The organism is Hyphomicrobium sp. (assembly GCF_035687085.1).
Classification (GTDB): Bacteria; Pseudomonadota; Alphaproteobacteria; order Rhizobiales; family Hyphomicrobiaceae; genus Hyphomicrobium_B.
In genome coordinates, this window is the sequence record NZ_DASRYS010000021.1 from 50,413 (window position 1) to 65,877 (window position 15,465).

Genomic DNA, 15,465 nt, shown 5'->3' on the forward strand with positions numbered 1-15,465 from the left:
TCAGAACGAGTACTGAGAGTTCAACATTTCAGACAGCCACGTCCGCTGAAATTTCGGAAATGGACAGCGTCTAAACTCAGAGTTCGGTCTGAGTAATTGGAGGCCCATTCTGCGCACGTCCGATTTCCTTCTCGAGATCGGCTAAATCAAGAAATTGATCCGCCTGCCGGCGCAGCTCATCAGCAATCATCGGCGGCTGAGTTTGCAGCGTCGAAACGATGCTGACCCTCTTGCCCATTTGCTGCAGGGCGGCGACGAGGCTGCGAAAGTCTCCGTCGCCTGAAAAAATCACGATATGATCGAGATTTGCGGCAAGTCGCATGGCATCGACCGCAAGCTCGATGTCCATGTTGCCTTTGATCCGTCTTCGGCCAGCACTGTCGATGAACTCTTTCGATGCCTTCGTCACCATCGAAAACCCGTTGTACTCCAGCCAATCGATCAACGGCCGTATCGATGAGTACTGCTGCTCGTCGGCGATGGCAGTGTAATAAAGTGCTCTAACCAATTGCACTCGGCTCCTGAAAAGGCGGAGCAATCGGCGGTAATCAATGTCGAAGCCGAGCAATTTTGCGGCAGCGTAGAGGTTCGCCCCATCAATAAATAGGGCGACTTTCTCGGTTGGATAAAAATGCATTCAAAATTTCCGAAAGGCATAGTTGAGTACTCGGGCTGAGTATTCTCAGACTGCATCTAGAATTGTCAATAGTTGTCCGGCATACGTTCGTTCCCGGGTCGGGCGGAGCTTGGTTCGGCCCAAAACGTATTGGATTTTATAACAGCGAATTCTGTTTATTTGAGACACAAGTCTCCTTTGATCGCAAATTTTGCAATCAGTTTTGTGGAGATAAACGAAATTTCGGAGAGGTCTCGGCCAGCGGGCCTGGAAGCTCCGTCCGCTGCGCGAAGTGATGGAAGAGCTTCGTCAAGCGCAGAGGCCTGGCATCAGCTCCGCGTTTTCGTCGCGCCTGCCCCACGGATCACCGCCATGACGAAGGGAACGTTACGTGGTAACGAGCGATCCCCGGCGCAATCGGGCTTAGCCAGAAGGGGGCTTAGCCATTGATTGACGCGCCAGAAGCCGGCTCCGTCTTACTCCGGACCCCGGCATGCTAGCTTTCTCCAGGATTATGAAATGACCACGTCAAAGCGCGCGACGCGCTTTCAAGCGACGCGCCCGGACATTCCGGCAGTCCCCTTATCGATCCCATTCGTAGAGTTCGTCACTCTCACCGCCGCGTTGATGGCGCTTACGGCGATGTCGATCGACATCATGTTGCCGGCCTTGCCGCAAATTGCCTCCACCTTCGGCATCGAAAAGGAAAACGACAGGCAGCTGGTCGTCATTCTCTACATGGCGGGCTTTGCCGTGGGGCAGCTCTTTTTTGGCCCGCTTTCCGATCACTTCGGCCGCAAGCCGGTCCTGATGGCCGGGCTGGCAATCTTCATTCTGGGCTCAATTGGCGCTGTCGTGGCAGGATCGTTTGAAACGCTGCTCCTGGCACGCATCGTCCAGGGCGTAGGCGCAGCCTCTCCGCGCATCATCGCTGTCGCCGTCGTCCGCGATATCTACAGCGGTCGCCAAATGGCGCGCGTGATGTCCTTCGCGATGATGGTCTTCATCATGATACCCGTCTTCGCTCCCTCTATTGGCCAAGCTATGGTGCTGCTCAGCAATTGGCATTGGATATTCGTCTTCTTGCTTGTGATGGCCGTCATCGCCGCCATCTGGGCGGGGGCGAGATTGCCCGAGACCGCACGCCCGGCGCTCGGGGTTGAGCGCCCGATGAACTTGCTTGAGGCACTCAAAGCCGCCGTCATGAACGCCCAGACGCTCGGCTATGGCGCTGCGGGCGGCTTCATGTTTGGATGTTTGCTCGCCTACGTCGCCAGCGCCCAACAGGTTTTCGTCGACCTGTTTGGCATGGGCGAAACATTCCCCGTCGTGTTCGGAGCGCTAGCCTCCGCGATCGCCTTGGCCTCGTTCGCAAACGCTCGCCTTGTCGGCCGCCTCGGTATGCGGCGCGTCTCGCATACCGCATTGGTCGCGTTCATTGGCGTTTCGATTCTCATGGCTGCTGCAGCAGCTCTTGGCATGGCGGACTTCTGGGTCTTCGCCATCTGCGTAGGCGTCACGTTCTTCCTCTTCGGCCTGATCGCTCCGAACTTCAACGCGCTCGCGATGCAGCCGCAGGGCCACAATGCCGGAATGGCATCCTCGGTGATCGGCTCGCTGGGCACCGCCATCGCCGCGATCGCAGGCGGTATCGTCGCCGGAGCGTTTGACGGTTCGGTCTGGCCGATCGCGGCGGGATTTGCAGTGTGCAGCGTAATCGCGGGTGTCATCGTCCTCGCAATTGAAGGTCCCAAAGGGCTGCTGGGCCGCAACCAACCCGCGTAAGCTCGCAACGCGCGAGCCTAAAATTTACGTAATGGGTGTCCGGATGCTCATCTGTCGTCTGGCCACCCATTGCAACGTGTACTAAATGCTGCGGCGGCGCCGGATGCCGAAGGCTGGACCCCGGGCCGCGAGGGTCGACGTGCATGAGAATTCTCCTGCTTGAAGATGATCTCAACACTGCACGATATGTTCTGAAGGGCCTCGAGGAAGAGGGGCATACGGTTGACCATCTCGCCGATGGACGCGATGCGGTGGCGCAAGCCGTCGCTGAGAATTACGACGTCATCATCCTCGATCGCATGCTTCCGAGCCTCGATGGACTCGCCATCATCAAAACCATCCGCAGCGCCGGGCGCGGCGTACCTGTTCTATTTTTGACGGCGCTCGGTGGAGTCGATGACCGGGTTGAAGGCCTTGACGCCGGCGCCGACGATTACTTGATCAAGCCCTTCGCATTCTCCGAGCTTATGGCGCGCGTGAATGCGCTCGCACGGCGCCCCCATACGAAAGGCGAGGAAACGCGGCTCAAGGTCGGCGATCTCGAAGTCGATTTGGTCTCGCGGCGAGTGACCCGGGGCGGCGATATCATCGATCTTCAGCCCCGCGAGTTTCGCCTGCTCGAGGTTCTGATGCGCAATCGTGGTCGCGTCGTCACGCGGACGATGCTGCTGGAGCGGGTATGGAGCTTCCACTTCGATCCGAAGACCAGCGTGGTAGAGACCCACATTTCACGCCTGCGTGCCAAGATCGACAAGCCCTATGGGAAAGAGCTGATCCACACGATCCGCGGCAGCGGATACACGGTCCATGACGGCACGTGATCTGCTGAAGCGCACGCCGTTCAGGCTCGCGGCGGCGTTCTCGCTGTTCTTCATCACGACCATTCTGGCGCTTTTCACCGTCATCTACTTCGTCGCCAGCGAGCGCCTTGCAGCCGACATACGCGATCGCGTCGAGACGACGCTCGATTCTCTCGCAGCACTCGACGGCGACCGCACGTTCGATGATCTCGTGGGCCTCGTCGCAAGCGAAAGCCAATCCGTTCGCGATCCCGACTTCATCATGGAGCTGGTCGACAAGAATGGAAACTTTCTGGCCGGCAACGTTCGCGGTGTCAGAAACTCCACCAACTGGATGACGCTCAAACGCTCAGACGTGTTTCTGACGCTCGATCGGGGCGAACCCGACGACGAGTTCCTTGCGATCTGGAGACCGCTTGCAAAAGGACGCCTTCTCGTCGGTAGCGACAACAGCGAAGTCAAGCTGATGAAGTCGTTTCTGCTGAATTTGTTGGGCTACGGCGTGCTCGCGGCAGGCTTGGCGCTTGCGCTTTGCGCCGCGTATTTTGCGCGCGAAGCGCAACATCGGATCAATGCTTTTGCCCAGCCGCTCGCCAAGGTTTCACAAGGCGAGATCGCCGCCCGCGTCCCGATCTCCGGCCAGCATGACGACATCGACCAGGTTGCGTTGCAGGTTAACCGCATGCTGGGCGATCTGCAGCGCCTGATCGAGAACGTCAATCAATCCTCCTCCGACATTGCGCACGATCTCAAGAAGCCGCTGGGACGCTTGCGCCAGCGTTTGGATGACGCGCGCCAGATGGAAGACAAGGAGGAGTTCCGCAAGGCTCTTGAGGCGGCACTCGGAGATATCGATTCGATTTCGGAGACGTTCGACGCCCTGCTGCGCATCACGCAGATCGAAGCGGGCGCACGCAAATCCCGCTTCGTCACGCTGGATCTCGCGCGCGTGCTAGCGGACGTCCGGGACGTTTATGACGTCGTGGCCGAGGATGCCGGTGACAGTTTGAAGTACGTTGGCCACGTGTCCGGACCCGCAAACGTCCGGGGCGATCCTGAACTTCTCGTACAACTCTTCGCCAATCTCGTGGAGAACTCAATCCGCCACTGCCCAAGCGGCACGAAGATCATCATGTCGCTTTCCGCGCGCGATGGAGCCTATGTCGTGGATGTTGCCGACACCGGTCCAAGTATTCCGGCCCATGAGCGCGTGAACGTCTTCCGCCGCCTCTATCGCCTGGAGCGCGCCCGTTCGACCGAAGGCAGCGGGCTGGGCCTCAGCCTCGTTGCGGCGATAGCCGAACTCCATTCCGCGAAGGTCGAGCTCTTAGATAACAATCCGGGCCTGCGAGCTGAAGTCAGCTTCCCCGCCGTGTGAGAGTGCCGAAGCAACACTAGCGGGCGCACTTCATGCGCCTCTTCGAACGGCAATGCGCGAGCGTTTCCCGTGAATCAAACCGCTGGAGCTTGCCCGGCGTCAAAAAATGCGACCCTGTGCGCGGCCGCCGCTCAACGGTCGCCGATCAAAGCACCTCGTTCATGCGCACTTATTCAGCCGCAGCGCGGGAGGACTTCGAGCCGTCGCCGCTAACTTCCTGGATCACATCGAAGCCTTCAAACTCTGGCCGGCCGAGATAGAGCTTCCGCGCCGACTCGCCGGCAGACGCGTGTGACTTGCGGAAAGATTCCGACTTCGTCCACGCCTGAAAGTCGGCGAGCGAACGCCAGACCGTGTGCGAGGCATAAAGAACGTGATCATCACGAACAGGCCCTCGCAACATTTGGAATGAAATGAACCCCGGCTCTTTGTGCAGGTGCACTTCCCGGCCGATCCATAGTTGCTCGAACTCCTTGGCAAGCGACGGTTCGACCTTGAAGCGGTTCATCGCGATGTACATTTTTGACATCCTTTCCATGAAGGAGCGGCAGACCGGAGCTGTACGGCTTCCGGTCTGCCAAGCGATCTCAGAGCTGCGAGACGGGAGTCATTTCGCTCCAAGATACGTCTATAAATTGATCGTCCGATGCGCTTTCGGAACCTTGCGATCCTAAACTCTGAGCGAAACGTAAACGCGGCAGGCCCGCAAACGGCTGCGAAAATGCCAAATGGTCGTGTCGTCACGCCTGTACGAACGCTTAAAATTGTTCACTTCGTCAGAATGAGCTTGCCGGTTGCCGTGATGCGCAGGCGATACTCCTGCCCGCAATGGAGAAGAATGACTTCCCGCCTGCCTTTCAGCAGTTCGTCCACGCGATATCTGAGGCAGCTTTCATTGTCTGCCTCGGCGTCGGGCGGCGCTGAAATAGAAGCAGGCTGAGTTCCCACTTGCCGCGGTTTGGGCTCCGCGGGTTCTTTCGTTGAGGTCATTCGATCGATCGGCGCCGTCTCTCTTAGGGAGGACATGAGGCACACGCCCTTAGTGAAGATACGAGCTTCGGACGGTTTGCTTTTCCAGCTCGTGGCTCTCGGCCTCGGCATGGTCGTCCCGGCTGGCAGCGATATGCTGCAGCTGGAAGGCTGCAAGCGCGCGAACCGCAAATTGCGTGCGTGCTGAGGTTGGCTGCCCATCGAGGGCGAGCTTCAAACCACGGAAAAGCGCAGTCTCATCGCCCACGCGGGCCGCTTTCAGCAATCCCGAGACGGCAAGCTCGTCCGGCGACACATGCTGGCAGCCGACGCTGAGATAGGAGAACCCGATTTTTCGTTCTGCTCTGAGCGCGCGCAGCAGCGCGGTCACGCGCGCGACCAGAATAGGCCCCTCGCCGGCGCCGAGCTTTTCTTCGGCTTCCTTCATGGCGATGTCCCAGGGCTGCGCCGAACCTGTGGTGTAGACCTCGCAAAGACAGCGAAAGAGATCGAGCGTAATGCTTTCGATCGGCAGAAATCCGAGTTCCGCCCGCATTGGAAATCCAAGTGCGTGGCCGGCACAGAGATCTTCGCCAGCAGAGTGGCTGGTCGCATTATCGTTGTTCAGCTTGGAAAGTTTGCTTCGCATTGCTGCTGACCCATGTTTCGGTTTTGAAATTGTCGCTGCTCAAGATTCGCTGTCGGACGCTTCGTCCTCAGACAAATTGGAGAGCATGCGGTCGAAAGCCGAGACATGACCCGTTGCGAGGTCCCAGATCATTCCGGCTGACGCGGCGAACATGGATGCGGCAAGCACGGCGGTGGTACTCTCGCGTGCCTCTAGCCGCTCACCACCGCAGTGCGAGCGTTTCATGGGTTCTCTCTCCAAAGTATCGGGGTTCAAGGCCCCGCAAATGGCGAGCAACCATTAAAGCGAAAGTATACTTCGCGAGTCAAGTTTAAACTTTTGCCGCCACGGCAGGCTTAGTGGCTGGCTTCTTGACGCCCTGGTGAATGACGCGATGGATGAAGGCGAGCTTGTCGTAAGCCGCGCCCGGGATCACGAACGGATAGAAATCATCGTGGCCCATGCTGCGGCTCAGGCTGTTCATGGCGATTGTCAGCGGCACCCAACGCGCCATCAGAGCATCGAACGTCACGCTGGAATAAATATCGTCGCGCAGGTCGAGCCGGATGCCGTGGCCTTCCATGCCTTCGGCTGCAGCCGTGTCGAGCGCATCGACCATGTGCAGGTAGTGCGCCCAGGTCTCGGCCCAGTCTTCCCATGGGTGCGAGCTGGCATAGGCAGAAACGAAGCGCTCCTGCCAATCGGGCAGCGGGCCGGAACTATGATGGCGCGTCAGCGCCGCGTCGTAGTCCTCGCGTTCATCGCCGAAAAGCGCGCGATATTCTTCCAGCCTGCCGGATTCCTCGACGAGAACCATCCAGTAATAATGCCCGCTCTCGTGGCGGAGATGTCCGAGCAGCGAACGATAGGGTTCATCGAACTTCTGCCGTTGCCGCTCCCGTTGCACGGAATCAGCTTCGTTGACGTTGATGGTCACGACGCCGTCCTGATGCCCCGTCAGGGCATTGCTTACGAAATCGAAGGTGAGCGCACCTTTGGCCGAGGCCTTCTCGTCGAACGGCAAGCCGAAGCGGAGCAGCGAATACACGAGGCGCTTCTTCGCCTGCTCGAGCGCGCGCCATGCTTGCAGGCTGCCCGGCTCCGAAAGGTTCGGAATGAAGCGATTGAGGTCGCAAGCCTTGCAGAAGGCGTTGCTCTCGGATTCATGTGTCAGCCAGTTGCAAACGCCGAACTCCGCGTTGGCGCAATATCGTAGCGGAACGTCGGTCGGCGTACTGCTCAGCTTCCGGAAAATCGGCGCATCCGGCGTAACCTTGCTGAGGCCCGATTCCTCGATTGTCACGACCGCGAGTTCGTCCGGATCGAACCCCAAGGTTTTGCTACAACTTATGCACTTCACGTTCTCGAAGTACACGGTGTTTCCGCAATGCGTGCAGGCGTAGTTTTTCATGCCGCGTACCGATTAAATCCAATGGACGTGTCTGGATGCCATTTGGCGCCCCGCGGCCGGTCTTCTGACCTTGCCGATGAGCTTCGAAGATGCCCTTATAAATCGCACGGACCCCAGGTTTTTGCAGGCAGCCTGCTTAAACCTAAAGCAGATTGGCCGACTGCGTACTTTTTGGGCTGACGAGCGCTTGTACCACAAGTTTCCGGCCGGTAACGCAGGTAGAACTAATTCGTTTCCGCGGCCGTTGGTGTCTGCCTATTTGAGATGCCTTGCCCGCGCATCTGTTCAAGAAAAGGATAATGACGGTTCATGGTCCTTCACGTCGCGCTGACCCACCAAACGAGCTACCGCTACGATCAAATGGTGAGCATGGCGCCGCAGGTGATACGCCTCCGCCCAGCTCCGCATTGCCGAACGCCGATTCTCAGCTATTCGCTCAACATCCAGCCGAAGCTGCACTTCCTGAACTGGCAGCAGGATCCCTTTGGCAACTTCCTCGCGCGCGTCGTCATTCCGGAGGGGACAACGGAGTTTTCAGTCACCGTTGACCTCGTGGCCGACATGGCCGTCATCAACCCGTTCGACTTCTTCATCGAGGAAAGCGCCACCACCTGGCCGTTCGCCTACGGCGACATCTTGAAGACAGAACTCGCCCCCTACCTCGTAGCCGCTCCGCCTGGGCCCAAGCTTCAGCGCTATCTGCAGCGGATCGACCGCAATCCTCAAACGACGATCGACTTCATCTGCGATCTCAATCGCATGGTCCAAGCCGACGTGAGCTACCTCATCCGCATGGAGCCGGGCGTGCAGACGCCGGAGGAAACACTCACCAAGGGCTCGGGATCTTGCCGCGATAGCGCCTGGCTTCTGACGCAGATCCTGCGCAACGTCGGCCTCTCAGCGCGATTCGTCTCCGGCTACCTCATTCAGCTGAAGCCTGACGTAAAGCCCCAGGACGGTCCTGCCGGCGCAGATACCGACTTCACCGATCTTCATGCCTGGACGGAGGTCTACATTCCGGGTGCCGGATGGATCGGCCTGGACGCCACCTCAGGCCTGCTCGCCGGCGAAGGTCACATCCCGCTCGCAGCCACACCCCATCCCGTCAGTGCGGCACCGATCAGCGGCAGCCATACGAAGGCTGAAGTTTCGTTCGACTTCAAAATGGGTGTCACGCGCATTCGCGAGACGCCACGCGTCACCAAGCCGTACGATGACGGCACGTGGAACACCATCGTCGAAGCAGGCAAGACGATCGACGAGCGCCTGGTTGCAGGCGATGTGCGCCTCAGCATGGGCGGCGAGCCGACCTTCGTCGCCGCCAACGACATGGAGGGCGCGGAGTGGAACACGGCAGCCGTCGGCCCCACGAAACGCCGCTACGCCGATGACCTGATCCGGCGTCTGCAACGGCGGTTCGCGCCGGGTGGTTTGCTCCACTACGGCCAAGGGAAATGGTACCCCGGCGAGCAGCTGCCGCGCTGGGCCTTCGCACTCTACTGGCGCGGTGACGGCCTTCCGCTTTGGGAGAACCAGGAGCTCATTGTCAGCGAGAATGTCGCCCGGCCCGCGATGATCGAGGATGCCGAGGCTCTGATGCGCGGCCTCTGCGCCAGGCTTGGCCTTCCGGAAGATAGCGCCGTCCCGGCCTATGAAGACCCCGCGCACTTCTTGCTCGTCGAGCGCAAACTGCCCATCAACGTCACGGCCGAGGCCAACAAGCTCGCCGATCCGGCCGAGCGCGAGAGGATCGCCCGCGTCTTCGATCGCGGACTGGCCAATGTGGCGAGCTACGTCCTGCCGATACAAGCTTGGCAGACGGCCGATCGCGGCCGCCGCTGGGTCACCGAGCGCTGGGCGCTGCGCCGCGAGCACCTTTTCCTGGTGCCTGGCGACTCTCCGGCCGGCTTCAGGCTGCCGCTGCAGTCCTTCGCCGTGCTCGAGCCGCACGAACAATCAAATGTCTTCCCACGCGATCCCATGAGCCCGCCGCGGCCGTTGCCGGAGCGTTCCGTCCTGCTGCAGGAACGGCGCACCGTGACGCTCGAGGCCGCCAAGCCAAATGCGTCGAGCGCGATCATGCCGGAGGTCGCCGGTTCGGTCAGGACGGCGCTAACGGTAGAACCGCGCGGTAACGCCATTTGCGTGTTCCTGCCGCCGCTGACGGACGCTGAAGATTATGCCGCCCTCGTTGCAGCGATCGAGGAGACCGCCAAGGAGACCGCCGTCCCCGTCCAGATCGAGGGCTATAATCCGCCGCCGGACGCGCGTCTCAACGTGATCAAGGTCACCCCCGATCCCGGCGTCATCGAGGTCAACATCCATCCCTCGTCCAGCTGGGAGGATTCGGTCGCGATCACGACGGCACTCTATGAAGAAGCGCACGAAGCCCGGCTATCAGCCGAAAAATTCATGCTCGACGGTAGGCACACCGGAACAGGCGGCGGCAATCATATCGTCTTGGGTGGCATGGAACCGGCCGACAGTCCCTTCCTGCGGCGTCCCGATCTTCTCGCCTCCGTGATTGCCTATTGGCAAAACCATCCAGCGCTTTCCTACTTCTTCTCGGGCATGTTCATTGGCCCCACGAGTCAGGCGCCACGCGCTGACGAAGGCCGTCATGAGGCGCTCTACGAACTCGAGATCGCGCTCAGCCAAGTGCCGGATCATGGCGCCGGGCACATCCCGCCCTGGCTGGTCGACCGTCTTTTCCGCAACCTGCTCATCGATGTTTCGGGCAACACGCATCGCGCTGAGATCTGCATCGATAAACTCTATTCGCCGGACAGCCCGACAGGCAGGCTGGGCCTCGTGGAATTCCGCTCGTTCGAAATGCCGCCGCACGCGCGCATGAGCCTCGCCCAGCAACTGCTGCTGCGGGCGCTCATCGCAATGTTCTGGGAGAGGCCCTATCGACAGAAGCTGGTGCGCTGGGGCACGGCACTGCATGACCGGTTCATGCTGCCGCATTATCTCTGGTCTGATCTGGCCTCCGTCATCGCTGACCTAAAAGCGGCGAATCTCCCGGTCGAACTCGAATGGTTCCGCCCGCATTTTGAGTTTCGCTTTCCCCTCTATGGCACCATCTCGGCGTCCAACCTCACGCTCGAACTCCGCCAAGCGCTCGAACCTTGGCATGTGCTGGGCGAAGAGAGCGTCTCCGGCGGAACCGCGCGCTACGTTGATTCCTCGCTCGAGCGCGTCGAGGTGAAGGTCAAAGGCCAGACCGGCGACCGTTATGTCGTGACGTGCAACGGCCGGCCTGTACCGCTGGCGCCGACGGGCAACTGGGGCGAAGCCATCGCTGGCGTTCGCTACCGCGCTTGGGGGCCGCCGTCCGCGTTGCATCCTACGATCCCCCCGCACGTGCCGCTGGCCTTCGACATCGTCGACACCTGGAGCGGACGTTCGATCGGCGGCTGCCGCTATCACGTTGCGCACCCGGGCGGGCGCAACTTCGAGGTCTTTCCGGTCAACGCCTATGAAGCCGAAGGCCGCCGCCTCGCCCGCTTCGATAGCGAGGGCCATACCGCGGGACCGATGTCGGTCAAGCCCGAGAGCGTTAACCCGGATTATCCATGCACGCTGGACCTGCGCCGCAATCCCGGGTGAAGACAAGCTGTGCGTAGCAGGCCATTTGGTATAGACGCGGCGCGGGGTCGCTTGCGGAGCGTGGCTGGGCACCCGATAGTGCACGGGGTGATTTGGGGGAAGGACGTCGCGGCGTGGATCGGTCGCTATGACGACAGCAGCGGCAATGACAGAGCAGCACGTGTCCAGCCTCCTGAGCACATACCGGGTGAAGGAGATTGCGGGCTACGACGAACTGCTCGACCGATCGGGCGCTGTCCGCCCGCAGTGGCAGAGCTTGCTCGAAGGCCTGGGCGATCTGCCCGATGACGAACGCCAGGCGCGCGCTTCTCGGCTGGCATTACGTGTGCGCGAAACGGGCATCGCCTACGATATCTTCGCCGATCCCTACACCACACCACAGCGCTGGACGCTGGATCTCCTGCCCGTCGTCATCTCGGCGGCCGAATGGCACAGCTTGGAATCAGCGCTCATCCAGCGCGCCCGTCTCTTCGATGCGCTGCTGAATGACGTCTACGGCGAGCAAAAGCTGCTTCGCCAAGGGCTGGTGCCCGCCGAGCTGATCTTCTCGGACGCCGCCTATCTTGCTCCCGCCAACGGCGTGCTGCCGAACGCAGGCGGCCTGATGTTCTACGCGGCCGACATAGCGCGCGGCGAAGATGGCAAATGGCGCATCATCGACAACCACACCGAAACACTGGCGGGCATCGGCTTTGCGCTCGCCAACCGCGTCGTGCACACGCACGTCGCCGGCGATCTCTTCAGGGACTGCAACGCCCGCCGCTTGGCGCCATATTTCCAGGAACTCCAGGCGACTTTGACGGAGCATTCCGGGCGCGAGAATGCGCGCATCGCGCTGATGACGCCGGGCCCGCACCACGAAGACTATTTCTCGCACGCCTATCTCGCGCGCTATTTGGGCTACCTTCTCATCGAAGGCCATGACCTCAAGACCCGCAACGAGCAGGTCTATTTAAAAACGCTCGAAGGCCTGAAAGAAATCGATCTTCTCGTGCGCTGCATCGAGGGCAAGACGAGCGATCCTCTCGAACTCGATCCGACAGGCTTCGTCGGTCCCTCAGGCCTGCTCCGCGTCTGCCGCCGTTCGCCACGCCTCGTCGTCAACGCCATCGGCACGGCACTGGCCCAGAACCGCGGTCTCGGACCCTATTTGCCGGAATTGGCGCGGCAGGTACTCGGCGAAGACCTTGAATTGCACGACGCCCCGCGCCGGTGGCTTGGTGATCCGCAAGCGCGCCGCCAAGTTTTCGCCGAGCCTGAAAAGTTCATCATCCGCAAAGCGCAGGAAGGCACAGGCCGGCCGGGCCAAGCCGCGCTCGGATGGGAAGCCCGCACCCTTTCCGCGCCCGACCGCGAAAAGATGAAGCGCGAAATCGAGCTTCATGGCGCGACGCTCGTGGCGGAAGAGAAGGCAGGCTTCAGCTCCGCGCCGGTCTTGCACGATGGCGGGCTCGCGCCGAAACCGTTCGCCGTGCGTCTCTTCGTGTCGAGGACAGCCCCGGGCTATCAGGTCATGCCGGGCGGTCTCGCCATGAGCATCGATCCCGAACGCGCCGTAGCATTGAGCGCACCGGACGGCCGCACGCGCGACGTCTGGGTGCTGTCTGACCAGGAACTCGCACCACACGTGAGCCTCTGGCGTCCGACATTGGCCACCACGCGCATCGAACGCTCGCAGCGCGTGATCCAAAGCCGCGTCGCCGACGATTTGTTCTGGCTCGGCCGCTACAGCGAACGCGCCGACTGGACCATGCGCGTTCTGCGCGGTGCGCTCCGGCGCATTGAGGAAGACAGCGTTCCCGACACCGGCCGCCGTGCTGCGCGCAAATGCTTGGAAGTGCTTCTCGGCAAGGATCTGGGGCTCGCCTCGGACAGCCGTGAAGCCCCGCCCGATTCGGAAATCGAAGCGCTATGTGAGCGTCTCATCACCAACGGCGTCGGATCGCGCACGCTGGAGCGCACGCTCGACGGCCTTTATCGGGTCGCCCATCTCGTGCGCGATCGCCTCTCGCTCGAAGCTTGGCAGACGCTGACGAAATTCCGCCCGGGCGACCGCTGGCGCGAAGCGCTGAACTCCGCGCAGCCACTCGAAGTGCTCGACGTGCTGGACGAAGGCCTCGCCTCAATCGCTGCCTTCAACGGCTTCATGCATGAGAACATGACCCGCAACTACGGTTGGGCATTTCTTGACATGGGCCGCCGCATCGAGCGCGCGCAGGACTTATCCGAGGCGATACTCACGCTGTTCATCCCGCTTCCCGATCCGGAAGAAACGGCGAGCAGCCTGCTGCTGCTGCTCGAACTAGCCGACAGCTTCATTACCTATCGCTCGCGCTACCGGCTGGATCCGATGTTGCCGCTGGTGCTCGATCTGCTCTTGCTCGACGAGTCAAATCCACGGAGCCTCGCCTACCAGCTCTCAGCCATCGCCCGCCATCTCGAACAGCTTCCCGATGCGCACAAGGGTGCGGGCCTGCCGGAAGACCGCCGGCTCATCCTCGCGCTGCTGACGTCGCTGCGCATGGCCGATATCGAAGCAATGTCGAAAGAACCGAGCGGCGCGACGCTAGAACGGCTGCTGATGGATCAGCTCGATATGCTGCCGGAGCTGTCGAACGAAATCACGCGCCACTACTTCAACGTCATGGATGAAGCGCCCCACCGGGCCCACACGAGGGCCGAGCCCTCGCTATGATCTTCGATATCACCCATAAGACGCATTACCGCTACCGCTCGATGGTCGTGCAGTCGCTGCATCTCGTGCATATGACGCCGCGCACGCTGCCCGGGCAGATCGTTCGCCATCACGAGCTGACGGTAGAACCCGAACCCGCGTCCCGCCAGGACGGCATCGATACCTTCGGCAACATCGATATCATTCTCGATATCGAATCTCAGCATAAAGAGCTTGTGCTGACCGCGCGGAGCACGGTCGAGAAACTGGCGCCACCGCCGCTTAATCTGCTCGGCACCACGCCGTGGGACCAGCTGGACGAGAAGCTTCTCGCAGCCGGCCACGAACGTGATGTGCACGTGCTGATGTTCCGCTGCGCATCGCGCTTGACGGTCCCGACGCTCGAGATCGCGGAATACGCGCGGCCCTCCTTCGCGCGCGGCCGCCCCGTGCTCGATGCGGCCATGGATTTCACCATGCGCATGTACCGGGAATTCACCTTCGATCCGCATGCAACGGATGTCTCGACGCCAGTCGCCCAAGTCTTCCGGACCAAGCGCGGCGTCTGTCAGGATTTCGCCCACGCCGCACTCGCCTGCTTTCGCGCACTGCGCATCCCCGCGCGCTACGTCAGCGGCTACCTCCACACCCGGCCGCCGCCGGGCCGCCCGAAGCTGCAAGGTGCAGACGCCTCGCACGCTTGGGTTTCAGTCTGGTCGCCGGAATACGGCTGGGTGGATCTCGATCCAACCAACGGCATGATCGTGCGCGACGAACACGTGACCGTCGCCTACGGCCGCGATTATGATGACGTAAGCCCCATCAGCGGCGTTCTGCGCGGCGGCGGCGAGCATTCGGTCAGCGTCGGCGTCGACGTCAACATGGTCGCTGGCGCACCTGCCGACGCATTGAGCGGACGCTGAACCGGACAGCGGTTACCTTTGTGTGCCCTCTTGAAGAAATTCCGCCGCGCCTGCATCTCAGCCGGGCTGGGCCGTTGGTGGCCGAGCGTTGACCTGGGGCAGCGATGCTTGTTCGCGATACATCGGGAGGATACGGAATTGTCTCGCGGCTCTTCCACTGGCTGATGGCGATCGCGATTATCGCCATGTTCGTTCTCGGCGTGTGGATGGTCGGTCTCGACTACTACAGCCCCTACTACAATTCCGCCCCCGACATTCATCGCAGCGTCGGCATGCTGCTGCTGTTCGCGCTGATCGTGCGCTGGCTGTGGCGCGCGGTAAACGTCAAGCCGTCGGACGCAGAGCTTTCACCTGTCGAGAAAACGGCGGCGCGCGCAGTGCACTGGGGCTTCTACCTCTTGCTGCTCGCGCTACTCGTCAGCGGCTACTTGATCTCGACCGCAGGAGGCGAGCCCATCAGCGTCTTCGGCTGGTTCAACGTGCCCTCGATCTTCCAGATGCGCGGTCTCGAAAGCCGCGCCGGCTACGTCCATAAAATCCTGGCTTACGGGGTGATCGCCCTTGCCGCCGTCCATACGCTCGCCGCTTTGAAGCACCATTACGTCGACAAGACCGCCATCCTGAAGCGCATGTGGTCGGGCCCGCCGAATTCATGACCTACCAAAGAAG

13 protein-coding genes are annotated in these 15,465 nt (G+C 61.1%); 7 read left to right on the top strand and 6 right to left on the bottom strand.

Going from position 1 to position 15,465, the window contains the following annotated elements:
* Positions 1–76: 76 nt before the first annotated feature.
* Positions 77–637 (bottom strand): NYN domain-containing protein, encoded by a 561-nt coding sequence (locus tag VFG26_RS17090; RefSeq protein WP_325027242.1) that lies wholly within the window; start codon positions 635–637, stop codon positions 77–79.
* 498 nt (positions 638–1,135) lie between these two features.
* Here VFG26_RS17090 and VFG26_RS17095 point away from each other — a divergent pair, with 498 nt between their 5' ends.
* The 3 genes from VFG26_RS17095 to VFG26_RS17105 all read left to right on the top strand — a co-directional run bounded on the left by VFG26_RS17095 (position 1,136) and on the right by VFG26_RS17105 (position 4,579).
* Positions 1,136–2,401 (top strand): multidrug effflux MFS transporter, encoded by a 1,266-nt coding sequence (locus tag VFG26_RS17095; RefSeq protein WP_325027243.1) that lies wholly within the window; start codon positions 1,136–1,138, stop codon positions 2,399–2,401.
* Positions 2,402–2,544: 143 nt separating this feature from the next.
* Positions 2,545–3,222 (top strand): response regulator transcription factor, encoded by a 678-nt coding sequence (locus VFG26_RS17100; protein WP_325027244.1) that lies wholly within the window; start codon positions 2,545–2,547, stop codon positions 3,220–3,222.
* A complete protein-coding gene (locus VFG26_RS17105) occupies positions 3,209–4,579 on the top strand; it encodes a HAMP domain-containing sensor histidine kinase (RefSeq protein WP_325027245.1) in 1,371 nt (456 codons plus the stop codon). The genes VFG26_RS17100 and VFG26_RS17105 overlap by 14 nt, the downstream gene beginning before the upstream one ends.
* A 169-nt stretch (positions 4,580–4,748) precedes the next feature.
* Here the strand turns inward: VFG26_RS17105 and VFG26_RS17110 are convergent, their stop codons facing one another.
* From VFG26_RS17110 to VFG26_RS17130, 5 genes are all read right to left on the bottom strand, one after another.
* A complete protein-coding gene (locus tag VFG26_RS17110; protein WP_325027246.1) occupies positions 4,749–5,099 on the bottom strand; it encodes an antibiotic biosynthesis monooxygenase in 351 nt (116 codons plus the stop codon).
* A 248-nt stretch (positions 5,100–5,347) separates the two neighbouring features.
* Positions 5,348–5,569, bottom strand: a complete 222-nt coding sequence (gene hemP, locus VFG26_RS17115; RefSeq protein WP_325027247.1) for a hemin uptake protein HemP — start codon at positions 5,567–5,569, stop codon at positions 5,348–5,350.
* Positions 5,570–5,618: 49 nt separating this feature from the next.
* Positions 5,619–6,197 (bottom strand): hypothetical protein, encoded by a 579-nt coding sequence (locus tag VFG26_RS17120; protein WP_325027248.1) that lies wholly within the window; start codon positions 6,195–6,197, stop codon positions 5,619–5,621.
* Between the two features lie 39 nt (positions 6,198–6,236).
* Positions 6,237–6,422: a hypothetical protein gene (locus VFG26_RS17125; RefSeq protein WP_325027249.1), complete on the bottom strand. Its 186-nt coding sequence runs from the start codon at positions 6,420–6,422 to the stop codon at positions 6,237–6,239.
* Between the two features lie 85 nt (positions 6,423–6,507).
* Complete coding sequence (locus tag VFG26_RS17130; RefSeq protein ID WP_325027250.1) at positions 6,508–7,587, bottom strand: zinc-binding metallopeptidase family protein; 1,080 nt, start codon at positions 7,585–7,587, stop codon at positions 6,508–6,510.
* A gap of 309 nt (positions 7,588–7,896) precedes the next feature.
* Here VFG26_RS17130 and VFG26_RS17135 point away from each other — a divergent pair, with 309 nt between their 5' ends.
* From VFG26_RS17135 to VFG26_RS17150, 4 genes are all read left to right on the top strand, one after another.
* Positions 7,897–11,199: a transglutaminase family protein gene (locus tag VFG26_RS17135; protein WP_325027251.1), complete on the top strand. Its 3,303-nt coding sequence runs from the start codon at positions 7,897–7,899 to the stop codon at positions 11,197–11,199.
* Positions 11,200–11,326: 127 nt separating this feature from the next.
* Entirely contained in the window at positions 11,327–13,894 is a 2,568-nt protein-coding gene (locus VFG26_RS17140; protein WP_325027252.1) for a circularly permuted type 2 ATP-grasp protein, read from the top strand.
* Positions 13,891–14,796, top strand: a complete 906-nt coding sequence (locus VFG26_RS17145) for a transglutaminase family protein (RefSeq protein ID WP_325027253.1) — start codon at positions 13,891–13,893, stop codon at positions 14,794–14,796. Before VFG26_RS17140 ends, VFG26_RS17145 begins: the two co-directional genes overlap by 4 nt.
* A 104-nt stretch (positions 14,797–14,900) precedes the next feature.
* Positions 14,901–15,452, top strand: a complete 552-nt coding sequence (locus VFG26_RS17150) for a cytochrome b (protein ID WP_325027254.1) — start codon at positions 14,901–14,903, stop codon at positions 15,450–15,452.
* Positions 15,453–15,465: the final 13 nt, after the last annotated feature.